This window comes from Actinomadura harenae, assembly GCF_003696215.1.
In the GTDB taxonomy this organism is placed as follows: Bacteria; Actinomycetota; Actinomycetes; order Streptosporangiales; family Streptosporangiaceae; genus Spirillospora; species Spirillospora harenae.
On sequence record NZ_RFFG01000002.1, the window covers coordinates 91,980 to 118,795 of the forward strand.

The window sequence follows — 26,816 nt, forward strand, 5'->3', positions numbered from 1 at the left end:
TCGCCGTGCGCGACTCGATTCTCCGCACCCTGGTGCCGCTCGTGGTGGGCACCCTGGTGGGCTGGGCCGCCAAGATCGGCCTCTCGCTCCCGGCCGACGCCGTCACGGCCGTCCTCACCCCGGCCATCACCCTCGCCTACTACACCGGCGCCCGCCTTATCGAGCAGGTGTGGCCGCAGGCCGGCCGGATCCTGCTGTCGCTCGGCCTGGCCCAGGGCTCCCCGTCCTACAGCAGGTAGCCTGACCAGCGTGTCGGCCGGTGGGGAAGCCGGACCGACACGACGGCGCCCCGTCTCCTTCGGGAGGCGGGGCGCCTTCTTCATGCGTCTGGTCAGGCCGCGGCTCCTCAGCCGAGGAGCCGCGCCGCCACCTCGGCCAAGGGCCGGTCGAGCGGGCCAACGTCACGATGACGCCGAAGTTGGACGCAAACGCACAACTGGGCGATGCGGCCCTCTGGCGTGTCGAGCAGATGCTGGTACCGCTCGTGGATCGCGGCGGCCAGGCCGGGAACGAGCAAGCTGGTGCAGTACAGGGTGGCCGCGTCAGTCCCCAGCGGGGCCCTGCCCCAGAACTCCCAGTCCAGCAGGTAGGGCGTGCCGCAGGTCAGGTTGGTCCAGCGCAGGTCACCGTGTTGGGTCGTCCACCGCTCCACGAGCGTAGGGACGTCAGGCCCGTAGGCGCGGCGCAGGGCGACGGTGATCTGTTCCTGCGTTCTCGGGACGCGGTCGGTCGGGTGCGCAGCAAGACGACTCAGCGACGCGTCCAGGGTCGCCCACCACCCCGGGGTAAGCCCCAGGGTGCGGGCGCGAGCAGGGGTCAGCGTCTCGTGCGGCGCGCACACCGGCTCGTCGATCAGCTCCCACACCTCGGCGCGGACGGTATGGCGGACTCCGTCGACGTCAGTTCCGGCTGCGACGGTGTCGAAGAACTCCAGTGCGGGCCTTCGCAGGCCGGGCAGGTCTGGGGCGCTGATTGGTCCGTCCCACAGAACGCCGCTGGCCTGCCCGGTCGGGACGGCCAGCACCCGCAACCAGCTCCGGTCCCGCGTCGTACGGTCAACGACCAGGCCGCCCATGGTCCGGTCGCCGATCCCGCGCACGCGGGGCCCCGCCGACCACAGGCTGAGCCGGTGCAGCGTCCGGTCGAACTGGGTGTCCATCCAGGACGCCCCGCTGGGATGCGCGGCAGCGGCCGGTGGTGCGGCGGGGTCGGTCATCGCTACTCCGTCGAGGTGCGTCAGTTACTCGTGCTCGGCGCGGCGGGGATGGAGCTGCTCACAGCGCAGCACCACCCGGTAGCGAACGCCCTGGTGCTGGTAGACGGGAAGGGCCGGGCCGGTCACCTCGTCACCGAGGCGCAGCCACGCGCTATGCCCAGCACGGTACGACAGCAGGACTGAACCGTCACTGAGCGTATAGCGGGACGGGAAGAAGATCCCGTCACCAGCTTCCGTGACCCAGAGGCGATCGATCGGTTCATTGCCTTCGTCGGTGAAGTCGCCGGTCACCAGCGCTCGCGTGATGGTGTGCTCGCCGCTGATGTAGCGGGGGTCGAGCGTGACCCGATGACCGGGCACATGGAAATGCAGGTGGTGGGGGTGGTCGGCGGGGCGTGGCGGGACGGCCCCGGCCGCGCGGGCGTGCACTCGGCGGCAGTCAGCCCGCCCGTAGATGACCACGTCCAGGTCACCGGCGCTGGCAGCAGGCTTGTACATGGCCGAGCCCTGGAGGCCGATCTGGTCGCGGTGGACACCGCACCAGTTCGCCAGCGTGTCCAAGACCTTGGCGTGTTCGGCAAGCAGGACCGGGTCCTGTGCCGACACCGTCCCAACGATGGTGGCCGGGTCGATGCGGGCGATGCGGCCGAGTTCGGGCACCAGTGCGTCCGGCTGCCGGGCGGCGATCAGCGGCGCGTACATGCCGTAGGGGAGGCCGAGGGTGCGCTGCCAGTCGGAGTCCAGGAACCGGCTCCAGGTCCCCCAGTAGCGCGGCCGGCCGTCGTCTGCGACATAGGCGACCAGGCCATACAGATGCCCGGCCACGCTGGCGATCTTCGCGACCAGCAGCCCGCCGGACGTCAGCACCATCGAGCATGGGGGCAGCAGCTCGTGGTCCAGGGCCGGATGGCCCCAATTCCGGATCTGATCCATCTTCGTCTCCTTCTAACAGGAGTGGATCCGCGCCCCCCGGGCGCAATCGTCAGCCCAGGGGCACGGGGTCTACGTCCGCCGGAGGATCTTCGCGGCGACGCGCTTGGCCGCCTCGAACTCGCCTTCGGCTGTTCCGTCGTGCGGCACGCACAGGTTCCGAACCTGTCCACCGTCCACGTGACGGCCGTACCACCAGTTCGGGTCCTCCGCCGGGCACACCCACGCCACCGGATCGTCACCGACACGCACGACGTACATCCCGACCTCGGTCCGGTACATCACGAAGTCGCTCACGACGCCACCCTCGCGGGCGCGGCCAGCAGCCCGCGGATCGCGACCACGGCGTCGGTGACGCGGTGCGCCTCAGCGAGCGGCGCACCCGACGCGTCGTCCCAGAACCACAACGCGTCGCCGTCGGACGGCCGCTCGCGGCACACGATCCGCACCTCGGCCCCAGCCCGATCCGGGGCGAGGACGAGAACGCTCGTGTTGGACAGCCCCGTCGTCAATCCCAGTCCGCGGAGGTTGGCGTCCAGGGCGACAAGACGGTCGCGCCGGGCGAGCGGGCCGCGTACCTCGTAGGGCACCGATCCGCATGCAGTGGCGACCTCGGTGTCCCAGACGGCCACCTGCCCGAGCATCCACCGCAGATGCTCAGCGGAGTCGGCGTTCAGGGTCCGGACCCCGCCCGCGCCGGCGTCCCATTCCGCGCTTGCCTTCCGCTGCGCGCCCCACTTCAGGGCAGGCAAGCCAGCGGAGAATCGGACCCACCAGGAAGGGAAATCCTCGCCCAGGAGCTCCAATTCTGTGCGTTCCTGATCAGTCAGCCGAGATACGTCCGGCTTTCCCCTAGGATCTTCCATGGATCGGACCTCGTTTCCGATCAAGGCCCCGGGTCACCCGCTGTTTGCGCAGCGGGCCGGGGCCGCTTTTGTGTGGGCATGCGGTGCGGTGCGACGGGCCTTTCTCGCCCCGACGCGCAACACCACGCCGTGGACCGCGTGGCCGTCTGTGCGTCTCCTTGCGGCCAGACGGTCACGCGGCCGACCTGGGTGGACGCAGCGACCCCGCGCGAGTTCGCTGCGTCCACGTCAAGCCCTCGCGAGAGGGCTTGTGTCATACGACCTTGACGCCGCCCCCACGCCGCCCGGAAGAGATTTGACGGTCTTTGACCCCGACCCGTTTGACCAGTCCAGATGAGCGATACTGACGAAGGGTCAAACCTCGTCAATCGCCCTGCATGAACCTGCCCCGTGGTCTTGGATCGCCCTGATGCCGTCCTCATCCAGCTCGTCGGCGCAACGAGCCCGTCAACAGCTCGCCGACCAACTCCGTGAACTCCGCCAGGCGGCTGGGCTGTCCGGCGTCGATTTCGCTCGCCAGGCTGGTTGGCGCGACTCCACAAAAGTCAGCCAGATTGAACGCGGTTCCCGTCCCGCTTCACCCGCCGATGTACGGCTGTGGTGCCGCCTCACCGGCGCGTCCCCTCACCGTGAAGCCGAGCTACTGGCCGAGCAGCGCGCCGCCGCCGGAATGTGGCAAACCCACCAGCAGCTCAATCGAGCCGGACTCAAGGCGCGCCAGGAGAAGATCCGTGACAAGTACTGGAGAGTCCGCCGGCACCTGGTCTACCAAACCAAGTACATCCCCGGCCTACTGCAAACGCAGGCCCTGACCACGCACTACCTCACCACCGCCCGGTTGGAGCAGCATCTGGACCTGGACGACGTTGCAGACGCCGTCCGGTCACGCATGGACCGACAGCGCTGCCTCGAGCGACCAGACGCGCGATGGCTCTTCCTCCTCGAGGAGGACGTCCTCTGGTACCGGCCCGCGCCCGTCGACGTGCACATCGAGCAACTGGAACACCTCCTGGACGCGATGCAGCGGCCAACGGTCTCCCTCGGAGTGATCCCCCGGAACATCGACCGGCACGGGGTGAACCCAGAAGAGTCGTTCACCATGTCGGAACTGCCGGACGCGGTGACGGTGGCGGTAGAGCTGGTGTCGGGCACCCTCACCCTGACCCAGCCGTATGAGACCCAGATGTACGCCGAGGCGTGGGCGCGCCTGTTCGGCCTCGCGGTTCACGGGGACCACGCTCGGGCGCTCATCCGGGCTTCCCTAGAGGTTCTGCGAAGCGCTTGACGGCCACGGGCGACTCCGTGAGTCTCGGCCGAGAACCCTGCTACCCCGGAGGCTGTTCATGCCAGAGATCGATTTCGTCGGCTCCGACCCGGGTTCCGACGACGAACGCTGCCCGGCCGTCTTCCGCGATCCCAACACCGGCGACTTCTACCAGCAGGGCCGCCTGGTCACGGACCCCGACGTCCTCAAGTCCCTCGGCGAGCACGTCGCACTCGCTCCCGACGAAGCCGTGATCTGGCAGCCCGCCCGCATGGCCGACATGATCGCCGAGGCCGCCGCCGGAGCATACGACGTCGGCCGCCGCGGGCACGGCATCCCGGCGTTCGCCGAGCTGCTGGCCAACACCCGCCGCTCGGCCGTGCACCTGGAGATGCGGGACGTTTATCAGCCCTCTCCTGGGTTCGACGACTGGAAGGCCGGCGGATCGGGCCGGACCGATCGGACCTCCTGGACCAAGCTGGTGCAGGATGCCGTCGGCCGCGGGGTGACGATGCGGCGCGCCCGGGTGGTGAGCGAGCCTGCGTCGGACTACGTCCGCTGGCTGCACATGGTCACCGACGTCAATGTCGAGGCTGGGGAACTCGTCCGCTGGCTGCCTCGCCGTCAGGCGTGGGACCTGATGCTGCCCGGTGCAGACTTCTGGATGTTCGACCAGCGGCTTGTGCGTTTCCACTTCGACGCCGGGGACGGCACGATGTTGGAGGAGTACGAGTTCGTCTCCGATCCTCGCCGGGTCGCCCAGGTCGTCGCGGCGTTCGAGCTGGTGTGGGAGCGGGCGATCCCGCACCAGCGGTACACGCCGCAGCAGAGCTGACGCGCCGCAGCCCCGTCGGATCACGGCAGGCACATGCGTTTCGAGCCGCCCGTCGTCACCTCGGCCGTTGTTCGGCACAGGCTCGCTACGCTGATCTGAGGCGAAGTGGCGACGAAGCGGCAGAAGAGAGTTCTTGTCCCATGAGTGACTCATCATTTGACATCGTGAGCAAGCTCGACCGGCAGGAGGTCGACAACGCGCTGAACCAGGCGGCCAAGGAGGTCGCCAACCGGTTCGACTTCCGGAACGTGGACGCCGGGATCAAGTGGTCCGGGGAGACGATCGAGATCCAGGCCAACAGCGAGGAGCGCGCCAACGCGGTCCTGGAGGTCCTGCGGGACAAGCTGGTCAAGCGCGGGATCTCACTGAAGTCGATCGACCCGTCGGAGCCGAAGGCGTCCGGCAAGCTGCACAAGGTGAGCGTGGCGCTCAAGGAGGGCATCTCGCAGGAGAACGCCAAGAAGATCGGCAAGATCATCCGGGATGAGGGGCCGAAGGGCGTCAAGGCCCAGATCCAGGGTGAGGAGCTGCGCGTCAGCTCCAAGAAGAAGGACGACCTGCAGGCGATCATCACGCTGCTGAAGGACCAGGACCTCGACGTCGCCCTTCAGTTCGTGAACTACCGCTGATCTCACCGAGGGGGCACGACCCGGGCGTTCGCCGCCCGGGTCGTGCCCTCGTCGGCTTTAGACTCCGGCGAAGTGGAACATTGGGGAGAGAACGTGGATGAAACCGCCCTGCAGCAGGAGATCGCCCGGGAGCTCGGGGTCGCCGGGGACTTCGACGCCGGGCGTGAGATCGAGCGCCGGGTGGCGTTCCTCGCCGAGCGGCTGACCTCGAGCGGCCTGTCCTCGCTGGTGCTCGGCATCAGCGGCGGCGTCGACTCCACCACCGCCGGGCGGCTGTGCCAGCTCGCGGTCGAGCGGGCGCGGGACGCCGGGCACGAGGCGTCCTTCTATGCGATGCGGCTGCCCTACGGCGTCCAGGCGGACGAGACGGACGCGCAGCTGGCGCTGTCCTTCATCCGGGCCGACCACGTGCTGACCGTGGACGTCGGGCCCGCGAGCGACGCGGCGATCGAGGCGGCGCTGACCGCCGGGGTGGGCTTCCGTGACGTCCATCACCAGGACTTCGTGCACGGCAACATCAAGGCCCGGCAGCGCATGATCGCCCAGTACGCGGTGGCGGGCGCGCACAACGGCCTGGTCGTCGGCACCGATCATGCCGCGGAGGCGGTGTCCGGTTTCTTCACCAAGTTCGGTGACGGCGCGGCCGACCTCGTCCCGCTGACCGGTCTGACCAAGCGGCGGGTGCGCGCGGTGGCGGACGCGCTGGGAGCGCCGCCCGAGCTGGTGTGGAAGACCCCGACAGCCGATCTGGAGTCGCTCGACCCGGGCAAGGCCGACGAGGACGCGCTCGGCGTCACCTACGACGACATCGACGACTTCCTGGAGGGGAAGCCGGTGGACGAGCGCGTCTTCGAGACGATCGTCCGGCGGTACCGGCTCACCGATCACAAGCGCCGGCTGCCCCTCGCGCCCTAGCGCGGAACACGGTCACGCGGCCGGGGCGCCGGGGGGATGGCGTCCCGGCCGCGTGAGCCGAGGCAGAGCGCGCCCCGCGGCCCTTCCCCCGCTGAAGGGCGCGGTAGGCGCGCTCTCGTGTCCTTCGACGAAGCGGACGGCCGAGAGGTTCGGTCTTTTTTCGAGAGATCCGTTCAGCCTGTGAGGAAGGTGGGCCTTACGACGGGCCGCGGATCTTGTCCCTTGAGGGGATCAGTCGCCGAGGCCGGCCATGCGTTCGAGGCGGGCGATGCGGTCGGCGGTCGGCGGGTGGGTGGAGAACAGCTTGCCGATGCCGCCGCCCCGGAACGGGTTGGCGATCATGAGGGAGCTGGTCGTGGCGAGCTCCGCGTCCTGCGGGAGCGGCAGGGCCTGCGTGCCCGCCTCGATCTTGCGCAGGGCGGAGGCGAGCGCGAGCGGGTCGCCGGTGAGCTGCGCGCCCGACGCGTCCGCCTGGTACTCGCGGGTGCGGCTGATCGCCATCTGGACGACGGCGGCGCCGATCGGGCCGAGGATCATCATGAGGAACGCGCCGATGATGCCGGGGCCGTCGTCGTCGTCCGAGCGGCCGATCGGCAGGAAGATCGCGAGGTGGGACAGGTAGGTGATGACCGTCGCGATCGCGGCGGCGACCGAGGAGATGAGGATGTCCCGGTTGTAGACGTGGGACAGCTCGTGGCCGAGGACGGCCCGCAGCTCCCGCTCGTCCAGGACGCGCAGGATGCCGCGCGTCACGCAGACCGCCGCGTTGCGCGGGTTGCGTCCGGTCGCGAACGCGTTGGGCTGCATGGTCTCCGACACGTACAGCCGGGGCATCGGCTGGCGCGCCGAGGTCGACAGCTCCCGGACGGTCCGGTACAGGACGGGCGCCTCGACCTCGCTGATCGGATGGGCGCGCATGGAGCGCAGCGCGATCCGGTCGCTGAAGAAGAAGGCGATCCCGTTGGTGCCGAGCGCGATCACCAAGGCGATGGTCAGGCCGACGCCGCCTCCGAGCGCCCAGCCCGCCGCCAGCATCAACGCCGACAGCGCAGCGATGAGGGCCGCCGTCTTGATGCCGTTCAAACGCACGTGTTCCCCTGCCTTCCGGTGACGGTTCGTTCATCAACGACAACGGCGTGACCTGGAAAAACGTTCCCTTCAACCCGGTATGACCCGCGCGGACGGACCTCCGGACGCGCCTCCGTGGCGGGTCGGTGGCGGGTCGGTGGCGGGTCGGTGGCCGGTCAGGCGGTCGCCGCGGCCACGGCCGAGAGGACCAGTTGCGGGGCGACCGACAGCACCAGCGCGCCCGCGGCGGTGGCGGCGATCGCGGCGCGCACCGCGAGTCCCGGACGCGTCGCCTCCCCCTCGGAGGGCCCGAACACGCGGACGGCCCAGGCGAGGTAGTAGTACAGCCCGATGACGGTGTTCACGGCCATGACGACCGCGAGCCAGGTCACGTCGCCCGCGACCGTCGCGCGGAACACGACGACCTTCGCGAACAGGCCCATCACGCCCGGCGGCAGGCCGGCCAGGCAGATGAGGAAGAACGCCAGGGCCGTCCCGGAGAGGGGGTCGCGGCGGGCGAGGCCGCGGAACCGGTCCAGGGTGACGGGCGTCTCCCCGGAACGCTGGACGGCGGCGACCACGGCGAACGCGCCGAGGTTCATCACCGCGTACAGCGCGACGTAGGCGACGGTCGCGGCGACGGCCTCCGGGAGACGGCGCTCCCCGACCGCGAGCGGCGCGAGCATGTAGCCGGACTGCGCGACCGACGACCAGGCCAGCAGCCGGATCGCGGTGCCCTGGCGCAGCGCCATCAGGTTCCCGAGCGTCATCGTCGCGGCGGCGAGGACGGCGAGGACCGGCCCCCACACGTGCCCCAAGGACGGCATGCCGAGCCCGACGACGATCGCGAGACCGGCGAATCCGGCGGCCTTCGACACGACCGACAGGAACGCCGCGACCGGCAGCGGGGCGCCCTGGTAGACGTCCGGGGCCCAGAAGTGGAACGGGACGGCCGCGACCTTGAACGCGAACCCGGCGAGCACCAGGATGGCGCCCGCGGACGCGACCGGCTTGAGGTCGGCGGGCAGTCCGTGCAGCCCGGCCGAGAGGCGGTCGAGGTGCATCGCGCCGGTCACGCCGTAGAGCAGCGAGATCCCGAACAGCATGACGGCGGTGGAGACGACCGAGACGAGGAACAGCTTGAGCGCGGCCTCGGTGGCGACGCCGTCCTGCCTGCGCAGTCCGACCAGGGCGAACACCGGGAGGGAGAGGGTCTCCAGCGCGACGACGAGCGTCACCAGGTCGCGCGCGGCGACGAGCGCGAGCGCGCCGACGAGCGCCGACAGGAGGAGGAAGTGGTACTCGCCCGCGGGCAGGTCCTCGGTGTCGATCGTGCGCAGCGACAGCAGGACGACGATGACGGCCGCGACGAGCACCAGCCCTTGGAACAGCAGGGTGAAGTCGTCCGTCACGTAGGAGCAGGAGCGGGGGCCGCCGCCGCGCAGGCCGGACGGCACGCAGAACGTCCGGCGCCGCTCCCCCGCCGCCAAGGCGATGACCGCGACGAGCGCCGCGACAAGGAATCCGCAGGTCAGGGCGCCGAGCCAGCGGCGCGGCAGGTCGAAGGCGTCGGCGAGGAGCACCACGACGGCCGCCACCGCGCACAGGATCGGCGGCAGGGTCGCGAGGTAGTCGATCCCCTGGATCATCCAAGACCTCCGAACAGGGCGCGGACGGGTCCGGACGTCACGGCGAGCAGGGTCTTCGGCCAGAGGCCGACCAGCAGGGTCAGCGCGACCAGCGGGACCCAGGCGGCGTACTCGTACGCGCTCGGCGCCGCGATCACGGCGGTCGCGTCGCGCGGACGGCCGTGGGTGATCCTCGACAGCAGCCGCAGGAAGTACGCGGCGGTCAGCACCGCGCCGAGGCCGCCGATCGCCATGAACGTCACGAACGCCGGGCGGGACAGGCCCGCGTCCGGACGGTACGCGCCGAGCAGCGCCAGCATCTCGCCCCAGAACCCGGCGAGGCCGGGCAGCCCGAGGGACGCGACGGACGCGAAGGTCAGGAACGAGGCGAGCCGGGGCGCCGTGCCGAGCATGCCGCCGCCGATCCGCTCGAGGTCGCCGGTGCCGTACCGCTCCTTGATGGATCCGGCGAGGAAGAACAGCAGGCCGGTGATCAGGCCGTGCGCGATGTTGCCGAACAGCGCCGCGTTCACGCCGACCGGGGTGAGCGTCGCGATGCCCAGCAGGACGAACCCCATGTGCCCCACGGACGAGTAGGCGATCATCCGTTTGAGATCGGTCTGCGCGAGGCAGGCGAGCGCGCCGTAGACGATCCCGATGACGGCGAGGAGGCCGAGCGCGAGCGCGCACGAGCGGGCGCCGTCCGGGGCGGACGGGAGGGCGATCCGCACCAGCCCGTACGTGCCCATCTTCAGGAGCACCCCGGCGAGCAGGACGGATCCGGCCGTCGGGGCCTCGGTGTGCGCGTCCGGGAGCCAGGTGTGCAGCGGCCACATCGGGGCCTTCACCCCGAAACCCAGCATCATCAGCAGGAACCCGGCGACCTGGACGCCGTGCGAGACGCCCGCGCCGTGCCGCCGCGCGAGCTCGGTCATGTCGAGCGTCCCGGCGTTCACCGCGATGAGCAGCATCCCGGCGAGCAGCAGCCCGGATCCGAGCAGCGTGTAGAGGATGAACTTGGTCGCCGCGGCCCGCCGTCCGGGTCCGCCCCACAGCAGGATGACCGCGAACATCGGGATCAGGACGACCTCGAAGAACACGAAGAACAGGATCAGGTCGAGCGCCACGAACGTGCCGAGCATCCCGATCTCCAGGACGAGCAGCAGCGCCGTGAACAGCCTGAGCCGTCCGCCCGCCGGGGGGTGCCGGTGCGTGTAGAGGAAGCAGAGGAACGTCAGCAGCGCGGTCAGCACGACCAGCGGCAGCGAGATCCCGTCGACGCCGAGGTGGAAGCGCAGCCCGAGGGACGGCTCCCAGGAGCGGTTCACCGCGAGCTGCGCCCGGGACGCGTGGGAGTAGTCGAACGCCGTCGCCGCCGACAGCCCGACCAGCAGCGTCGCGCCCGACACCAGGATCCCGAACCGGCCGAGGGACGCGTCGTCCGGGAGGAGGCGCGCACCTGGGACGAGCAGCGCGAGCGCCGCGCACGCCGGGATCGCCATCATCAGCAGGAAGATCATTTGAAGATCACCACCAGGGCCGTGATGACGACCACGCCGCCGAGCAGCACGGTCAGATAGGTCTGGGCGTTGCCGTTCTGCGGGATCCGCAGCGTCCCGCCGAGCCTGCGCGCGGCCCGCGCCGTCCCGACGACGGCCGCGTCGATGCCCGTCCGGTCGGCGACGGCCACGCCGCGAGCCAGCGCCACGACGGGCCGGACGATCACGAACCCGTACAGCTCGTCGAGGTAGAACGCCTTCGCGAACACCGGACGCACCGGGCCGAGCATCCGCACCGGATCCTGTGCCGGATCACGGTTCCAGACCAGCCACACCACGCCGAACCCGGCCGCCACCAGGACGATCCCCAGCAGCGACGGCACCAGCTCCGGGCGAAGCTCGGGCGCGCCGAGCCCGAAGAACCCCAGGATCGCGGCGGGCACGGCCAGCACCATCAGGGGCCACGTCATCAGCTTCGGCGCCTCGTGCGCCCGCGCGCCGCCCGGCACCTCCTGCGCCTGCGGCTCACCCGGCATCTCCTGCGCCTGCGGGTCGCCCGGCGCCTCGTGCACGCGTGCATCTCCTCGCGCCTCGCCGAAGAACGTCATCAGCCAAGCGCGCGCGGAGTACGCCGCCGTGAGCGCGACCGTGAGCAGCAGCCCCAGGTAGATGGTCCAGGCGACGCCACCTGGCAGATGGACCCCTGGATCGGCGTGGAACGTCCAGACGGGCGCGCCGGAGTCCGTGGTGGGCGGGGGCGCAACCGGGGCAGCGGTCTGAGGAAACCACCCGGCCTGAACTTTGCCGACGTAGTCGCCGTGGTGGAGGGCGCCGTGCTGGGCTGCGGCGATGACGGCGTCCTTGCTGAACCAGCCGCTGAACGGCGGGACGCCGACGAGGGCCGCGAAGCCGATGGACATCGTCCAGAACGTGATCGGCATCGTGCGGCGCAGGCCGCCGTAGCGGGCGAGCATGTTCGTGGCGGTCGCGTGGATGACACAGCCCGCGGCCAGGAAAAGCAGCGCCTTGAACGCCGCGTGCGTCACCAGGTGGAAGACGGCCGCCGAGCGCGCCCCGACCGCGAGCCCGGCGGCCATCACGGCGAGCTGGCTGATCGTCGAGTACGCGAGGACGCGTTTCAGGTCGTCCTGCGCGAGGGCCGCGAGCGCCGAGCCGACCATCGACACGACCGCGATGAGGCCGAGCACGGTCAGCGCGGCCGGGACCAGCCAGAACACCGGGTAGACGCGTGCGACGAAGTAGATCCCGGCCGCGACCATCGTCGCCGCGTGGATGAGGGCGCTGATCGGGGTCGGGCCCGCCATCGCGTCCGGGAGCCAGGTGTGCAGCGGGAACTGCGCCGACTTGCCGACGACTCCGCACAGGAGCAGGAGCGCCGCCGCGGTGAGCGTCGTGTCCGGCATGCCGGCCGCCCGCGCGAGGACGTCCGAGATCGTGAAGGACTTCGCGGCGACGCCCAGCACGAAGATCCCGAACAGGAAGCCGACGTCGCCGAGCCGCGTGACCAGGAACGCCTTGACGGCGGCGCGGGAGTTCGCGCGGTCCTCCCAGTGGTGGCCGATCAGGAAGTAGGAGCAGATGCCCATCACCTCCCAGCCGACGTACAGCAGCAGAAGGTCGCCGGCGAAGACGACCAGCAGCATCGCGGACGTGAACAGCGACACGAACGCCGCGTAGGACGCGTAACGCCGGTCGTCGGCCATGTACGCGACCGAGTACACCTGGACGGCGAGCGCGACGCAGCAGACCATGACCCCGACGAGCCCGGACAGGCCGTCCACCTGGAGTCCGACGCGGATCGGCAGCGCGCCGGTCTGGATCAGGGTGAGCGTTCCGGCGCGCTCGCCGGGCGACCGCCACACTGCGAACGCGACGATCGCGGTGAGGACGGTCGAGACCGCGACCGGGACGCACGCGACCCACGGCTGGGGCAGGCGGCGTCCGCCGAGCATCCCGGCGAACGCGCCCGCGAACGGGAGCAGGACGGCCAGCGCCGCCAGCGTGATCACTGGACCGCCTCCCGCTCCGGCTCCGCCGGCGGCGGCCCGGACGGATCGGACGATCCGGACGGTTCGGACTCGGCGAGCGAGCGCAGCCGGTCGACGTCGATCACCCGGCGGTTCCGGAACACCAGCAGGACGATGGCGAGGCCGAGCCCGACCTCGGCGGCGGCGATCACGATGGTGAACAGCGTGAGCACCTGGCCCCCGTGCAGCCGGTCGCGCAGGTGCACGTCGAACGCGACGAGGTTGAGGTTCACCGCGTTCAGCATCAGCTCGACCGCCATGAGGACGAGGATCGCGTTCCGCCGCGCGAGCACCCCGTAGACCCCGGCGGAGAACAGCAGCGCGGCCGTGACGAGCGGGAAGGCGAGATGCATCAGCGGTCCCTCCGCGTCGCGAGGCCGGTCCTGGACAGGACGATCGCGCCGACGAGCGCGGCGAGCAGCAGGACGGACAGCACCTCGAACGGCAGGACCCAGGTCCGGAACACCGCCTCGCCGAGGTGCTCGGCGCTGCCGTTCGCGCGGGCCGGGCAGGACGTCGCGTCCGGCGGGCAGTGCGGGGCGTCGTTCAGGCGCGTCCCGCGGAACCCCATGACCAGGACGGTGACCAGCAGCGCGGCCGTCCCGGCGGCGACGGCGAGGGCGGCCCGGCGGTTGCCGGAGTCCAGGCCCTCGGACGGCCCGACCGGCGCCCGCGTGAGCATGATCCCGAACAGCAGCAGCACGACGACCGCGCCGACGTAGATGAGCACCTGCACCCAGGCGACGAACTCGGCGGTCAGCACCAGGTAGCAACCCGCCAGCGCGCCGAACGACACGACCAGCCACAGCGCCGCGTGGACGAGCTGCCGCGTCGTCACGACCAGCAGGCCCGCGCCCACGGCGACCACGCCGAGCAGCGCGAACACCACGTCCCGGCCCGTCATCGGACCACCCCGCGGATCGGTCGGACCCACAGGAGTGTCACCTCAGGGAAAGGCGGTGACGTGTCGCGGGCGATCACCGGCGACCTCCGTGCTCAGCGGATACCGGCGACCGCCGCGCTCGGCGGCGGGCGGGCACCAGCGGCCCCGGCGCTCGACGGCGGGCGGTCACCGGCGGTCTCCGCGCTCGGCGGCCTTCCGCGCCGCCAGGACTTCCTTCGACGGCTCGGCGTGCTCGTCGGGGGCCTGCGGCGGCGGGACGGTCCACATCCACTCGCGCAGGCGGTCCCGCTCGTGGGTGAGCTCCGCGATGTCGTACTCGGCGTACTCGAACTCCGGCGACCAGAACAGCGCGTCGAACGGGCACACCTCGATGCAGATGCCGCAGTACATGCACAGCGCGAAGTCGATCGCGAACCGGTCGAGGACGTTGCGGGCGCGCGGGCGTCCGCCGCCCTCGGCGGGCAGCGTCTCCTTGTGCGAGTCGATGTAGATGCACCAGTCCGGGCACTCGCGCGCGCAGAGCATGCAGACCGTGCAGTTCTCCTCGAAGAGCGCGATCACCCCCCGGCTGCGCGGTGGGAGGTCCGGTTCGGCCTCCGGGTACTGGCGCGTGATCGAACGCCTGGTCATCGTCCGCAACGTGACGGCGAGCCCCTTGGCCAGCCCGCCTCCTGGCAACCGTCCCACGCGCCCATGATTGCGTAGTCGGCCGCGCGGGGGAACGCGCCCGGCTCCGCGTTCGTCTCTTCGGGTGTGGGTGGGAAGGAGGAGGCGCCGCATGTCACCGGGCTCTGATCCCCGATCGCCGGACGGCCGGCCGCCGTTCGGCCATCGTCCCGTGCCGTCCGGCGGGCGTCCCGTGCCGTCCGGCCCGCCGCCGAAGCCGCTCGTCCCGCGCGGTCTCAGCTGGGCTTTCGTCCCGTTCGTCACGCTCGGATGGGGCACGCCGCTCTCGTTCCTGTACGCGTCGGTGAAGACCCGCTCGGCCGGTCTCGCGACCGGCGCGGCGGCCTACACGTCCGGCATCGCGCTCTCGATGTACCTGTGGAGCCTCGGCGACGTCTTCCTGTTCCTCGTCGGCAGCTTCGTGATGACGATGGTGTGGATCGCTGGGACGGCCAACGCGTTCGCCGTGCGGCGCTCGGTGTTCCCGGCCGGGGTGCCGCGCGACCGGATGAACGAGCACGCCGTCCAGGTAGCGCGGCACCGGCGCGTCCTGCGCGAGGACGCCCGCCGCCTCTGCGTCGACGATCCCGCGCTCGCGCACGAGCTCCGGATCGGGCGTCCCGACCTGGAACGCACCTACGACGACGGCGGCCTGGTCGACGTGAACCACGCCCCGGCCGCCGTCCTCGCCGGGCTGCCCGGGCTGTCGGCCGAGCTGGCCGGGCGGATCGTCGCGCACCGCGCCGAGCACGGCGGGTTCGTCTCGGTCGAGGAGCTGGCCGTCGACGTCGACCTCCCGCCGGTCGCCCTGCCGAAGCTCAAGGAGTACGCGCTCTTCCTCGAATGACGGCCGGACCGATGCGGGACCCGGCCGGTCAGCCGAGGGCGACCTTGAGGACGCCGGTCAGGGCCAGCTGCGCGAGGGACAGCGGGACGAGCCAGGCCCACGCGAGCCTCTGCAGCTGGTCCTCGCGCAGGCGCGGGTAGCTGACCCGGAACCAGATGACGGCGAAGGCCAGCGCGAACACCTTGACGAGCGTCCAGAGCCAGCCGAGCGGGCCGTCCAGGAACGGGCCCTTCCAGCCGCCGAGGAACAGGACGGTCGTCAGCCCGCACAGCACGACGATGCCCGCGTACTCGGCGAGCAGGAACAGCGCGAACCGCAGCCCGCCGTACTCGGTGTACGGGCCGAAGATGATCTCGGAGTCCGCGACCGGCATGTCGAACGGCGGGCGGCGCAGCTCGGCGAGGCCCGCGACGAAGAACACCGCTCCGCCGACCAGCTGCCACGGCAGCCAGTACCAGCGCCACTGCTCGACGATCCCGGACAGCGACAGCGTCCCGGCGGCCATCGCGACCGACGCCGCGCTGAACACCATGGGCAGCTCGTAGGACATGAGCTGCGCCGTGACCCGCATCCCGCCGAGCAGCGAGTACTTGTTCGCGCTCGCCCAGCCCGCCATGATCGCGCCGATCACGCCGACGCCCATCACGGCGAGCGCGAAGAACACGCCGGGGCCGAGGTCCAGCGCGACCTGGCCGTGCGGGCCGACCGGGATCACCAGCAGCACCAGCAGGTACGGGACGAGCGCGACGGCCGGAGCGAGCTTGAAGATCCGCCGGTCCGCGGCGGCCGGGACGACGTCCTCCTTCTGCGCGAACTTGACCCCGTCGGCGACCAGCTGCGCCCAGCCGTGGAACGCCCCGGCGTACATCGGGCCGAGCCGTCCCTGCATGTGCGCCATGACCTTGTGCTCGGCCTGCCCGACCAGCAGCGGAAGCACCGCGAACGCGGCGGCGACCAGCGCCAGCCTGCCGACGACCTCAAGCATGCGACGGCCCCCAGTCGTCCGGGACGCCCGGCGGGCGGACGCGGCGGCGGGACGGCGCGCCGTGCCCCGCCTCGCCCGGTTCCTTCGCGCCCGGCCACGGCTTGGCGACGCGCGCGGCGAGGACGAAGTCCTTGCGCAGCGGATGTCCTTCGAAGCCGTCCGGGAGCAGCAGCGGGACGGGGTTCGGGTGGCCGTCGAAGGCGATCCCGAACATCTCGAACGTCTCGCGCTCATGCCAGTTCGCACCGCGGAACACACCGGTCGCCGTCGGAAGCGCCGGGTTCTCGCGCGGGACGCGCGTGCGCACGAGCAGATGGTGCCGGCCTTCGAGCGAGTACAGGTGGACGACGATGGCGAAGCCGTCCTCCAGCTCGTCCACGGCGGTGAGCCAGTCGAAGAACGCGCAGCCGAGGTCGTCGCGGGCGAACGTCAGGGCGTCCAGCCAGGACTCGACGGGGACGTCGGCGGTGACCTCGCCATGGCTCTCGGACGTGGTGGCGGCGTCCCCGAAGCGGGTCGTCCACGCCTCGGCCAGTTCGGCGGGGGTCATCGCGAGCCCTCGCCGGTCTGTTCGCCGCCGTCGTCGTCGTCATCATCCATGAGGCCGGGAATGATCGACGGGTCGTGGTCCTCGAGCCGTGACCTGCGCCTTCGTCCGTTGCCGTTGCCGATCTCGGGCTCGGGCTCCGGCTGCTGGACGGTCTCGAGGGGGATGGTCGGGGCGTCCGGCTGGACGGGAATCGTCACCATCGCGTCGTCGGGCACGGGCGGCTCGGGGGCCGGCTCCGGTTCCGGCACCGGGTCGGGCTCGGGCGGCGGGGGCGGGGGCGGGGGTTGGATCGGACGGCGCAGAACCGTGGCCGAAAGTGGACGCGGCGGAGGCGGAGGCGTGACCGGTTCGCCCGGCCCGCCCTGGTAGCGCTCGCCGAGCGACTCGGCCGCGATCTTCTCCTGGAGCCGGATGATGCCGTGCAGCAGCGCCTCCGGACGCGGCGGGCAGCCGGGCACGTACACGTCCACCGGGATGATCTGGTCGACGCCCTTGGTGACGCAGTACGAGTCCCAGTAGGGGCCGCCGCAGTTGGAGCACGCACCGAAGGAGATGACGTACTTGGGCTCGGGCATCTGCTCGTACAGGCGGCGGACGGCCGGGGCCATCTTGTCGCTGACCGTCCCGGACACGACCATCAGGTCGGCCTGGCGCGGGCCGGGCGCGAACGGGATCACGCCGAGCCGGATGAAGTCGTGGCGGCTCATCGACGTCGCGATGAACTCGATGGCGCAGCAGGCGAGCCCGAAGTTGAAGACCCACAGCGAGTAGCGGCGCCCCCAGTTCAGTACGAAACGCACCGGTTTGGGTGCGAGCCGGGACAGCGGTCCGACGCTGGGCGGCGGAAGATCCACGGCGCTCATGCCGCCATTGTGGCCCACACCGCCGCCCCCGCCCGGACCCCGCTCGCCGCCCGGCGCGCCCGGTCCGTCGCTCACACCCACGAGAGGACGCCCTTCTTGCCCGCGTAGGCGAGCCCGACGGCGAGGAAGCCCAGGAAGACGAACATCTCGCCCAGTGTCGTCATGCCGTAGCCGGGCGAGGAGAACACCGTCGCCCAGGGGAAGAGGAACACCGCGTCCACGGCGAACACGACGTACAGGTAGGCGAAGACGTAGTAGCGGACGTACGACTGCGCCCATCCCTCACCGACCGGGTCGACGCCGCACTCGTAGGTGGTGAGCTTCTCCCCGGTCGGACGGCTCGGACGCAGCAGCCGGTTGACGGCCAGTCCGCCGGCGACGATGCCGCCGCCGACCACGAGCAGCGCGGCGACGACGCCGTACGTGTGGAAATAGTCCTGCACGGGCTCCTCCGGGGCCGGGTCCCGTCAAGTATCCCCGACCGGCTCCGGCGCGAGGCGTAGCGCGGCCCACGCATCTGACGGGTTCACAAATCGGACTCTTCGCCTCACGTTGGTGGAGGGACCACCGCGTTCCGGCGCGTCCGGCGCGTTCCGGCGCGTCCGGCGCGTTCCGGCGCGTCCGGCGCGTTCTGGTCGGCGCGTCCGGAAGAGCGTTCCGGCGGCAGGTCCCGGCGACCGGAGGGACGTGATCACCATGGGCACACCGCCGTCCGGCTGGGAGCCGCCGTCCGGCGGTCCCGAATGGTGGGACGCGCCCGGACCCGCCACGCCGCCGCCGTCCCCGCCTCCCTCACCGGGGCAGTTCGGGGCGCGCTTCCCGGGACCGGGGCAGGGGAACGTCCCCGGGCTGGGGCAAGGGGCGAACACTCCGCCGCCGTTCCCCCCAGGAGGTCTGGGCGGCGCTCCTCCATCGCGTCCGTCGCGTCCGTCGCGTCCGCCTCGCCGGACGGGCCTCATCGTCGGCATGGCGTTCGCGACGCTCGTGTTCATCGGGCTCGCGTCCGCGGCGATCATCCTGACCGTCCAGGAGAACACGAGGGAGAAGCCGCGCGACACGCTGCTGAAGGCGGCCGCCGCGCTCGGCGACGTCCGGACGCTCACCTACTCCGGGACGATCGGCTCGACGTCGCAGACGCTCACCGGGAAGCTGAAAGTGACCAAAGGTGGCCGCGCCTATGGCCCCGTGACCTGGAGCGGGACCAGCGCGACCCTGCTGGCCGCCGACGGGCGCGTCTTCCTGAGGGAACCGAAGTCGTCGTTGGTCGGTCGCATGCAAGTGGACACGACGGACGCCGCGCTCCTCCCGGACGGCGACTACTGGGGATCCATCGACCCGAACGAGCTCGGCCTCGACTTCAAGGGCACGCTGTCGCCGCCCGCCATGGCCGCCCTCATGCGCCGCTACGCGGGGCTGCGCACGGCACGATCCGAGACGACGGCGCGCGGACGCAAGGCGATCAAGATCAGCACGAGTGACGTCGCGTTCTACATTTCCCGGACAGGCGGGCATGAACTGCTTCGGTACGAGTCGTCCTATCCGAAGATCGCGGCGGACGTCACCGCGCAGCCCGTGTCAGGGGGTCCCGCTACGGTCGCCGACATGACGGCCGACATGGGACGGCTCGGCGACGCGTTCGACGCGTCCCGGCGCGCGAAGGTCGCCGCGAAGGTGGAGTTCACCAGCTGCGGCACGTTCGGCCGTCCCTGCTCGGTCGGCGTGAAGGTCCAGCCTGATCCGGGCACGTCCGGAACCGCCCGGATCAGGGCGTACTTCCGGTTGGCGTCGCAGCGGAACGGGGGCGGCAAGGTGTTCGGCGACTGCCGGGCGGACGGGGACGTCCCCGCGGGCCGGACGCAGCAGGTGCAGTGCACGATCTCCGGCGGGGAGTGGGCGAAACACGGAAGCGAGTACAAGACGGTGTGGGTCTACACGGCGGCGTTCCAGCTGGCGATAGAGCTCCAGGACGTTCCAAGAATGGAACGTGCACTGGCCGACGAATAACTCCAACCTCACAATTATCCGTCAATTGGGGACCCGGGGATCACTCACCCCCCGCTTTGCTGCACACTGGACAGGCATTTGAGGTCATATGACCTGGAAGGATGTGACCGGATGAGCAGTCCGCCGCCGCCACCGCCCGGATGGGACCCCCCGGCCGGTCCCTCCTGGCCGCCTCCGCCGCCCGAGGGCCCCGGAGGTCCCGGTGGGGCGGGCGGGGCCGGGTATCCCGGCGCGCCCGGAACACCCGGATACGGGCCGCCCGGAACGCCGGGCGCGCCCGGCTATGGCGGCCCCGAGACGCCGCCGCCGTTCTACAACCCGCCGCCACCCGGCCCAGGCATGCCGCCCGGCCCCGGCATGCCGCCCATGCCCGGGATGCCCCCCGGGCCGGGGATGCCGCCCGGAGCGGGGATGATGCCGCCGCCGCCCGGCAAGCCCCGCGGCAACGGCGGCCTGATCGCCGCGATCGTCGGCGGCGTGGTGGTGCTCATCGCGATCGTCGCGGTCGTGGTCGTCGTCGTGGTCGCCAACAGCGGCCAGAAGCCGGGCGACCGGCTCGCCAAGGCCGCCGACGCCGTCGGCGCCGCGCGCGTGCTCACCTACAAGGGCACGGTCGGCTCGTCGACCGACTCGCTGAACGGCGAGGTCAAGGTCACCAAGGGCGGCCGCGCCTATGGGCCGGTCTCCTGGAGCGGGCAGAACGTCACGTTCCTGTCGGCCGACGACAAGCTGTTCGTGAAGGCGCCCAAGTCGTACTGGACGGGCAAGTTCACCTCCACGATCAACTCCGGCATGCTCAAGGACGGCGACCAGTGGGGCGCGCTGGGCTCCAGCGACCTCTCGGTCGACTTCAAGGGCGGCCTCACCCCGACCGCGGTCGCCGACCAGATGCGCAAGTACAGCAAGTACCGCCTCACCTCGACCAAGACGACGGCGCAGGGCAAGAAGGCGCTCAAGATCACCGCGATCGGGACGAGCTACTTCGTCACCGCCGACGGCGACCCGCAACTGCTGCGCATCGAGAGCAGCTACCCGGCGATCAGCGCGGACGTCACCCCGCTGGCCGCCGGCGCGGCCTCCCCGGCGCTCGCCGACATCCGGTCCTCGATGGGCCAGCTCACCGACGCCGTCGACTCCGACCACACCGCCCGCGTCATGGGCAAGGCGCAGTTCGTCAGCTGCAAGACGTTCGGCGACCCCTGCACGGTCAAGGCGGACGTCTGGAGCACCCGCGGCACGCTGCCGTCCATCACCATCAAGGTCACCTTCCGGCTGACCGAGAAGCAGGACGGCGGCAAGTACTTCGGCGACTGCACGAGCACGGGGAACGTCACGTCCACCGACAACGCCACCGTCCAGTGCTCGATCACGGGCGGCGAGTGGGCCCGGACGGGCAAGAACTACACCCGGGTGTGGGTGACGCCGTACGCGATCTCGCTCGCGGCGTCCTCCGCCGACATCCAGTCGCTCCAGCAGGGCCTGGACTCCGAGTGACGAGCACCGGCTGACGCACGGCGCACGGCGTCAGCGCCGTGGGCGTCGGCCGGTGAGGCCGGTGGAAGAGTGCCGGACGGGCTGCGGCATCGCATCCCGTCCGGCACTCTTTGTTCTTGATCAGGTCGTCGGCAGGAAGAGCGCTGCGTGAGTTCGCACCAGGAGGGGACCTCCCCCGCACCCCCTTCTCCCCCCGTCGAGAACGGTCCGTTCGAGGCGTCCGACCCGGCAGGGGCCGGTCCGGTGCGTCCATCCGAAACGGGTCCGACCGCGGCCGCCGGGCCGGACGGGCCCGGCGCGTCCGGGGCGTCCGGCGCGTCCAGGGCGTCCGGGGCGTCCGGGGCTCGGAAGAAGGCGTTGGGACGGGTCCTCGGGGTGCCGTCGCCGCTGCTCATCGCCGGTGCGGCGGTGATCGCGATCGCGCTCGGCGCCGCGGCGTTCATGATGTCCGGCGGCGACTCGGGCAAGAAGCGGCACGGCGGAGCGAAACCGGTCGCGACCGCGCCGTGGGCGTCGGCCGCGCGGCAGCGGCTGCTGGCGACGACCGCCGTCCGCTACGACGGAACGGTCCACAGCGACGGCAGGCCCGTCCACCTCACGCTGACCGTGTTCGCCGGCGGCGCCGCGTCCGGGACGCTGACCGCGGGGCGCGAGCACGCGGACGTCGTCGCGGTGGACGGCGACACCTACCTCCGCGCCGCCGCGTCCTTCTGGAAGACCTACGGCGGCGAGGTCGAGCACGCCGCCGACTACGCGGGACGCTGGACGAAGGCCCCCGCGAACCTGCCCGGCCTGGACGTGAGGAACGTGCTCGCGCCGGACACGATCGCCAAGCGGCTCGCGTCCGCGCCCGGCAAGCCGTCCACCGAGAATCTCGGGAGCATCCGCGCCCACCGGGTGAAGACGCCGCGCGCCGACTACCTCGTCGAGGCGGGCGCGCCGAACGCGCTCCTGCGGGTCCAGGCGGCGGTCGGCGACCAGCCGGTGTTCACGGTCGGCTCCGTCCTCGCCCCGAAGAAGGCGTTCGCCGAGGTCCGCGCGCGCGTCGCCGCGCTCGCGGGCGCGGCCGACCCGGCGATGCGGTTCCGTCCGGGCAAGCTGAGCTTCGTCAACTGCGACCAGAACGTCGAGAGCTGCACGGTCAGCGTCCCGGCCACGCTCGCCCGCCCGGCCGGGACCCCGCCGCAGGGCGCGCGCGCCACGCTGCGCGTCACGATCCTGGCGGACCATCGCGCGCTCGGCACCTGCACGGGCTCGGGGGCCGTCCCGTCGAACGGCTCGCTCGTCCTGCGCTGCACCGTGACGAGCTCGGGGTGGCGATCCTGGATGCGGTCCGCGCTGGACGATCCGGGCGCGCACGCGTACGAGGCGCAGGCCAGGGTGCTGGGCGAGGCCGTCTCGTCGTCCCGCGTCCCGCAGCTGCTCGCGCAGCTCGACCGGCACCGTCCGACCACCACCCCCTGACCGCCTGCGGTTTGTCACCGTCCCGCGACACGGGACACCCCGGCGACGGCCGTGACCTGGGACACAGGGACGAGCTCGGGGCAGGGGCGGTCGCACCGGCCCGCAAGCCGCTGCTTATAGTGCGTGGCGTGAAACCCGTGCCCCCGGGGAGCCCCCGACGTGCCGTGCTCGTCCGGCGACTCCACGTCGACTACTGCCTCCTGACCAGCTGCCTGTGTCGACGTCGCACCTGACGGACTGACCCGCGATCCCCCTGAACCAGGGGCCCACGCGGGCCGGACCGAGGTACGGGACCCCGGCGGACGCCCCTGCCCACGGGCGGCCGCCGCCGATCCCGCCGCTCCCGGCGCCCCTCGGAACCGGCGTCCCCCGGACGCTCCGGATCCCGGACCGCGCAGGAGCGGCGACACCATGGCCCCCGACCGGGCGATAGCCCTGAAATTGCGGGGCCGGAGCTCGACGGAAGCCGACCGAGGCACCGCGGCCCGGACATACGATGAAGGTAAGCCTAAGTAGCGCCATGATCCCGGGTGCCTCCTCCGGGACGGACGCTGCGCGTCGAGGAGGTCTTCCTCTGTGACCAAACAGGTCCAGCAACTCGACCGCGTCATCATCCGCTTCGCCGGTGACTCCGGCGACGGTATGCAGTTGACCGGTGACCGCTTCACCCAGGAGACGGCGGCGTTCGGCAACGACTTGTCGACCCTGCCGAACTTCCCGGCCGAGATCCGCGCCCCGGCCGGCACCCTCCCCGGCGTGTCCAGCTTCCAGTTGCACTTCGCCGACCACGACATCCTGACCCCCGGCGACGCGCCGAACGTGCTCGTCGCGATGAACCCCGCGGCGCTCAAGGCCAACCTCGGCGACCTCCCGCGCGGCGCCGACCTGATCGTCAACACCGACGAGTTCTCCAAGCGGAACCTGGCCAAGGTCGGGTACGCGGCGAACCCCGTCGAGGACGAGTCGCTCAGCGAGTATCGGGTGCACGCGCTGCCGCTCACCTCGATGACGGTCAAGGCCCTCGAGGGCTTCGACATCTCGAAGAAGGACGCCGAGCGGGCCAAGAACATGTTCGCCCTCGGGCTGCTGTCCTGGCTCTACCACCGTCCCACCGAGGGCACGGTCGCCTTCCTCGAGCGCAAGTTCGCCCGCAAGCCCGAGATCATGAAGGCCAACATCGCGGCCTTCCAGGCGGGCTGGTCGTTCGGCGAGACCACCGAGGCGTTCTCCGTCCAGTACGAGATCAAGCCCGCCGACCACGAGCCCGGCCTCTACCGCAACATCACCGGCAACACCGCTCTCGCCTACGGGCTCGTCGCGGCCGGCGAGCGCAGCGGCCTGCCGGTGTTCCTCGGCTCCTACCCGATCACCCCGGCCTCCGACATCCTGCACGAGCTGTCCAAGCACAAGCGGTTCGGCGTCCGGACGTTCCAGGCCGAGGACGAGATCGCCGCGGTCGGCGCCGCGCTCGGCGCGTCCTTCGGCGGCTCGCTGGGCGTCACCACCACGTCCGGGCCGGGCCTCGCGCTGAAGTCCGAGACGATCGGCCTCGCGGTCGCGACCGAGCTCCCGCTACTGGTCATCGACGTCCAGCGCGCCGGGCCGTCCACCGGACTGCCGACCAAGACCGAGCAGGCCGACCTCATGCAGGCCATGCACGGCCGCAACGGCGAGGCCCCGGTCCCGGTCATCGCGCCGCGCTCCCCGTCGGACTGCTTCGACGCCGCGCTCGACGCCGCCCGGATCGCCGTGAAGTACCGCACCCCGGTCATCGTCCTGTCGGACGGCTACCTCGCCAACGGCTCCGAGCCCTGGAAGATCCCCGCGGTCGACGCGCTGCCGGTCATCGAGCCGGGCTTCGCCGAGCCGAACCAGGAGGACTTCCAGCCGTTCAAGCGCGACCCCGAGACGCTCGCCCGGCCCTGGGCCGTGCCCGGAACGCCCGGCCTGGAGCACCGGATCGGCGGCCTGGAGAAGGCGGACGGCTCCGGCAACATCTCCTACGACCCGGCGAACCACGACCTGATGGTCCGGCTGCGGCAGGCCAAGGTCGACGGGATCGCGTCCGACATCGAGCCCCTCGAGGTGGACGACCCGTCCGGCGAGGCCCGCGTGCTCGTGCTCGGCTGGGGCGGCACGTACGGCGCGATCTCGGCGGCCGTCCGGCGCGTCCGGAAGGCCGGCGGCACGATCGCCCAGGCCCATCTGCGTCACCTCAACCCGTTCCCGGCCAACACCGAGGCGGTGCTGCGCTCCTACGACAAGGTCGTGGTGCCGGAGATCAACCTCGGCCAGCTCGCGCAGCTGCTGCGCGGCCGGTACCTCATCGACGTCGTCAGCTACAACCGCGTGCGCGGCCTGCCGTTCAAGGCCGAGGAGCTCGCGGGCGTGATCCGGGATGTGATCGACAGTGAGTGACCTCAACGGAAACGGCGCCGCGGACGGTGGCCCGCTGTCGCTGTCGCTGGTGCCGAAGACCGACGCCAAGCAGACGATGAAGGACTTCAAGACCGACCAGGAGGTCCGCTGGTGCCCCGGCTGCGGGGACTACGCGATCCTGGCGGCCGTCCAGTCCTTCCTGCCCGAGCTCGGGCTGCGCAAGGAGAACATCACCTTCGTCTCCGGCATCGGCTGCTCGTCCCGGTTCCCGTACTACATGAACACCTACGGGTTCCACTCGATCCACGGGCGCGCCCCGGCGATCGCGACCGGGCTCGCCACGTCCCGGCCCGACCTGTCGGTGTGGGTCGTCACCGGTGACGGCGACGCCCTGTCGATCGGCGGCAACCACCTGATCCACGCGCTGCGCCGCAACGTCAACCTGAAGATCCTGCTGTTCAACAACCGGATCTACGGGCTGACCAAGGGCCAGTACTCGCCGACGTCCGAGACCGGGAAGATCACCAAGTCGACCCCGATGGGCTCGCTGGACTCCCCGTTCAACCCGCTCTCGCTGGCGATCGGCGCGGAGGGCACCTTCGTCGCCCGGACGATCGACTCCGACCGCAAGCACCTCCAGTCGGTGCTGCGCGCGGCGGCCGAGCACCGCGGCACGGCGCTCGTCGAGATCTACCAGAACTGCAACATCTTCAACGACGACGCGTTCGCCCCGCTCAAGGACCCCTCGGTCCGGGACGACATCACGATCCGCCTCGAGGACGGTCAGCCGATCGTGTTCGGCGCCGAGGGCCAGAAGGCCCTGCGCCGCACCCGCACCGGCTCGTTCGAGGTCGTGGCCACCGCGGACGTCGACCCGTCCGAGATCGCCGTCCACGACGCGTCCAACCCGGACCCGTCCCAGGCGTTCGCCCTGTCCCGCCTCGACTCCCCCGCCTTCGAGCACACCCCGATCGGCATCTTCCGCAACGTGGACCGCCCGTCCTACGACGAACTGATGCGCGACCAGCTCACCGAGGCCGCCGAAACCCAGGGCCAAGGCAACCTCGCCTCCCTCCTGGCCAGCGGCGACACCTGGCGAGTCGACTAACACCCCCGTGAGGGGGCCGCCCCCGGCCCCCTCACCCCCCAGCCACCCACTCGCCCCCGCCACACGGGCCGGTGACCGGCAACCGCAGCGCCAACACACGGCACACGTCGGCACACAGCGCACGACCCCTCAACGGCGAACGCCGAAGCAACGGCGCACACCGAGGTGAGCGACGGCGCACCCTGAAGGGGACGGCGCACGCCGGGGGCGTCGATGTCTGTCTCCGCGTCGGTGGACGGCGATGGGGTGCGCTGCCCCGCGGAGGCGTTGGCGCGCGTGTCAGGATGTCCCGACACGCGCGTTCTTGTGTGTTGCGGGCGGGTTCGTTCGCGTCCGGGGCCCGGTTTTGCTCACTTGTTCGTGGCCGGTTTGGTGCAACGTGCGACCTGCGCGCCGCCAAGGGGTGCGTCGGTGGGGCCCTTCCTGCAAGACTTGGAGATCAACTGTCGGGGAGGTGACGATGCGGGTCGTTCCGCGCCGCAGCAAGGATCGTCAGGACACGTCCGCCGATCCCACGCCCGAACGCGCCCCTGAGGGCCGCGACCGCGGCGCATCCTCCGACGCCCCCGCGTCCGACCAGCAGCCGAGCCCTGCTCCGAGCGCCCCGGACGCCGAAGACGGCCGAGCCGACATCAACGACGGCCGCACCGAGGC

General features: G+C 71.3%; 26 protein-coding genes. 11 read left to right on the top strand and 15 right to left on the bottom strand.

Translation table 11 applies throughout. From position 1 onward, the window contains the following. Positions 1-5 precede the first annotated feature (5 nt). Complete coding sequence (locus tag EBO15_RS01560) at positions 6-239, top strand: hypothetical protein (RefSeq protein ID WP_122192467.1); 234 nt, start codon at positions 6-8, stop codon at positions 237-239. A gap of 107 nt (positions 240-346) precedes the next feature. Here EBO15_RS01560 and EBO15_RS01565 read toward each other — a convergent pair whose 3' ends face one another. From EBO15_RS01565 to EBO15_RS01580, 4 genes are all read right to left on the bottom strand, one after another. After that, the gene (locus tag EBO15_RS01565; RefSeq protein WP_122192468.1) at positions 347-1,216 is read right to left on the bottom strand and encodes an aminoglycoside phosphotransferase; all 870 of its coding nucleotides are present in this window, start codon (positions 1,214-1,216) and stop codon (positions 347-349) included. 24 nt (positions 1,217-1,240) lie between these two features. Further along, the gene (locus tag EBO15_RS01570) at positions 1,241-2,149 is read right to left on the bottom strand and encodes a hypothetical protein (RefSeq protein WP_122192469.1); all 909 of its coding nucleotides are present in this window, start codon (positions 2,147-2,149) and stop codon (positions 1,241-1,243) included. 69 nt (positions 2,150-2,218) lie between these two features. Beyond that, complete coding sequence (locus EBO15_RS01575; protein ID WP_122192470.1) at positions 2,219-2,443, bottom strand: hypothetical protein; 225 nt, start codon at positions 2,441-2,443, stop codon at positions 2,219-2,221. After that, on the bottom strand, positions 2,440-2,898 hold the full coding sequence (locus EBO15_RS01580; protein WP_147481344.1) for a hypothetical protein: 459 nt from the start codon (positions 2,896-2,898) through the stop codon (positions 2,440-2,442). Before EBO15_RS01580 ends, EBO15_RS01575 begins: the two co-directional genes overlap by 4 nt. A 523-nt stretch (positions 2,899-3,421) precedes the next feature. Between EBO15_RS01580 and EBO15_RS01585 the strand changes: the two genes are divergently transcribed. The 4 genes from EBO15_RS01585 (at position 3,422) to nadE (ending at position 6,655) form a co-directional block, all read left to right on the top strand. After that, a complete protein-coding gene (locus EBO15_RS01585) occupies positions 3,422-4,297 on the top strand; it encodes a helix-turn-helix domain-containing protein (protein WP_122192472.1) in 876 nt (291 codons plus the stop codon). Between the two features lie 58 nt (positions 4,298-4,355). After that, a complete protein-coding gene (locus tag EBO15_RS01590; RefSeq protein WP_233615852.1) occupies positions 4,356-5,111 on the top strand; it encodes a DUF6879 family protein in 756 nt (251 codons plus the stop codon). 140 nt (positions 5,112-5,251) lie between these two features. Beyond that, positions 5,252-5,740: a YajQ family cyclic di-GMP-binding protein gene (locus EBO15_RS01595; RefSeq protein WP_122192473.1), complete on the top strand. Its 489-nt coding sequence runs from the start codon at positions 5,252-5,254 to the stop codon at positions 5,738-5,740. Between the two features lie 93 nt (positions 5,741-5,833). Next, positions 5,834-6,655, top strand: coding sequence for an ammonia-dependent NAD(+) synthetase (gene nadE / locus EBO15_RS01600; protein WP_122192474.1), 822 nt, complete (start codon positions 5,834-5,836; stop codon positions 6,653-6,655). 231 nt (positions 6,656-6,886) lie between these two features. Here nadE and htpX read toward each other — a convergent pair whose 3' ends face one another. From htpX to EBO15_RS01635, 7 genes are all read right to left on the bottom strand, one after another. After that, on the bottom strand, positions 6,887-7,744 hold the full coding sequence (gene htpX, locus EBO15_RS01605) for a zinc metalloprotease HtpX (RefSeq protein ID WP_122192475.1): 858 nt from the start codon (positions 7,742-7,744) through the stop codon (positions 6,887-6,889). Between the two features lie 155 nt (positions 7,745-7,899). Further along, positions 7,900-9,372, bottom strand: coding sequence for an NADH-quinone oxidoreductase subunit N (locus tag EBO15_RS01610; protein ID WP_122192476.1), 1,473 nt, complete (start codon positions 9,370-9,372; stop codon positions 7,900-7,902). Next, positions 9,369-10,871 (bottom strand): complex I subunit 4 family protein, encoded by a 1,503-nt coding sequence (locus EBO15_RS01615; RefSeq protein ID WP_122192477.1) that lies wholly within the window; start codon positions 10,869-10,871, stop codon positions 9,369-9,371. The genes EBO15_RS01610 and EBO15_RS01615 overlap by 4 nt, the downstream gene beginning before the upstream one ends. Beyond that, positions 10,868-12,880, bottom strand: a complete 2,013-nt coding sequence (locus EBO15_RS01620) for an NADH-quinone oxidoreductase subunit 5 family protein (protein ID WP_122192478.1) — start codon at positions 12,878-12,880, stop codon at positions 10,868-10,870. The genes EBO15_RS01615 and EBO15_RS01620 overlap by 4 nt, the downstream gene beginning before the upstream one ends. Beyond that, the gene (nuoK, locus tag EBO15_RS01625; RefSeq protein ID WP_122192479.1) at positions 12,877-13,251 is read right to left on the bottom strand and encodes an NADH-quinone oxidoreductase subunit NuoK; all 375 of its coding nucleotides are present in this window, start codon (positions 13,249-13,251) and stop codon (positions 12,877-12,879) included. The genes EBO15_RS01620 and nuoK overlap by 4 nt, the downstream gene beginning before the upstream one ends. After that, positions 13,251-13,802 carry an NADH-quinone oxidoreductase subunit J family protein gene (locus tag EBO15_RS01630; protein ID WP_122192480.1) on the bottom strand — a complete coding sequence of 184 codons (552 nt, stop codon included), beginning with the start codon at positions 13,800-13,802 and terminating at the stop codon, positions 13,251-13,253. Before EBO15_RS01630 ends, nuoK begins: the two co-directional genes overlap by 1 nt. A gap of 165 nt (positions 13,803-13,967) precedes the next feature. Continuing rightward, positions 13,968-14,489: a NuoI/complex I 23 kDa subunit family protein gene (locus EBO15_RS01635; RefSeq protein ID WP_122192481.1), complete on the bottom strand. Its 522-nt coding sequence runs from the start codon at positions 14,487-14,489 to the stop codon at positions 13,968-13,970. A 91-nt stretch (positions 14,490-14,580) separates the two neighbouring features. Here EBO15_RS01635 and EBO15_RS01640 point away from each other — a divergent pair, with 91 nt between their 5' ends. After that, positions 14,581-15,315: a ComEA family DNA-binding protein gene (locus tag EBO15_RS01640; RefSeq protein ID WP_122192482.1), complete on the top strand. Its 735-nt coding sequence runs from the start codon at positions 14,581-14,583 to the stop codon at positions 15,313-15,315. Between the two features lie 28 nt (positions 15,316-15,343). Here EBO15_RS01640 and EBO15_RS01645 read toward each other — a convergent pair whose 3' ends face one another. The 4 genes from EBO15_RS01645 to EBO15_RS01660 all read right to left on the bottom strand — a co-directional run bounded on the left by EBO15_RS01645 (position 15,344) and on the right by EBO15_RS01660 (position 18,156). Further along, positions 15,344-16,300, bottom strand: coding sequence for a complex I subunit 1/NuoH family protein (locus EBO15_RS01645; RefSeq protein ID WP_122192483.1), 957 nt, complete (start codon positions 16,298-16,300; stop codon positions 15,344-15,346). Continuing rightward, on the bottom strand, positions 16,293-16,850 hold the full coding sequence (locus tag EBO15_RS01650; protein WP_122192484.1) for an NADH-quinone oxidoreductase subunit C: 558 nt from the start codon (positions 16,848-16,850) through the stop codon (positions 16,293-16,295). The genes EBO15_RS01645 and EBO15_RS01650 overlap by 8 nt, the downstream gene beginning before the upstream one ends. Beyond that, a complete protein-coding gene (locus tag EBO15_RS47480; protein WP_325051857.1) occupies positions 16,847-17,713 on the bottom strand; it encodes an NADH-quinone oxidoreductase subunit B family protein in 867 nt (288 codons plus the stop codon). Before EBO15_RS47480 ends, EBO15_RS01650 begins: the two co-directional genes overlap by 4 nt. A 71-nt stretch (positions 17,714-17,784) precedes the next feature. Beyond that, positions 17,785-18,156 (bottom strand): NADH-quinone oxidoreductase subunit A, encoded by a 372-nt coding sequence (locus tag EBO15_RS01660; protein WP_122192485.1) that lies wholly within the window; start codon positions 18,154-18,156, stop codon positions 17,785-17,787. 523 nt (positions 18,157-18,679) lie between these two features. Between EBO15_RS01660 and EBO15_RS01665 the strand changes: the two genes are divergently transcribed. The 5 genes from EBO15_RS01665 to EBO15_RS01685 all read left to right on the top strand — a co-directional run bounded on the left by EBO15_RS01665 (position 18,680) and on the right by EBO15_RS01685 (position 26,162). Beyond that, positions 18,680-19,717, top strand: a complete 1,038-nt coding sequence (locus EBO15_RS01665) for a hypothetical protein (protein ID WP_122192486.1) — start codon at positions 18,680-18,682, stop codon at positions 19,715-19,717. 111 nt (positions 19,718-19,828) lie between these two features. After that, entirely contained in the window at positions 19,829-21,211 is a 1,383-nt protein-coding gene (locus EBO15_RS45075) for a hypothetical protein (RefSeq protein WP_199744272.1), read from the top strand. 243 nt (positions 21,212-21,454) lie between these two features. Continuing rightward, the gene (locus EBO15_RS01675; protein ID WP_147481345.1) at positions 21,455-22,675 is read left to right on the top strand and encodes a hypothetical protein; all 1,221 of its coding nucleotides are present in this window, start codon (positions 21,455-21,457) and stop codon (positions 22,673-22,675) included. Positions 22,676-23,251: 576 nt separating this feature from the next. Next, positions 23,252-25,093 (top strand): 2-oxoacid:acceptor oxidoreductase subunit alpha, encoded by a 1,842-nt coding sequence (locus tag EBO15_RS01680; RefSeq protein WP_122192488.1) that lies wholly within the window; start codon positions 23,252-23,254, stop codon positions 25,091-25,093. After that, complete coding sequence (locus tag EBO15_RS01685) at positions 25,086-26,162, top strand: 2-oxoacid:ferredoxin oxidoreductase subunit beta (protein ID WP_233615853.1); 1,077 nt, start codon at positions 25,086-25,088, stop codon at positions 26,160-26,162. Before EBO15_RS01680 ends, EBO15_RS01685 begins: the two co-directional genes overlap by 8 nt. Positions 26,163-26,816: the final 654 nt, after the last annotated feature.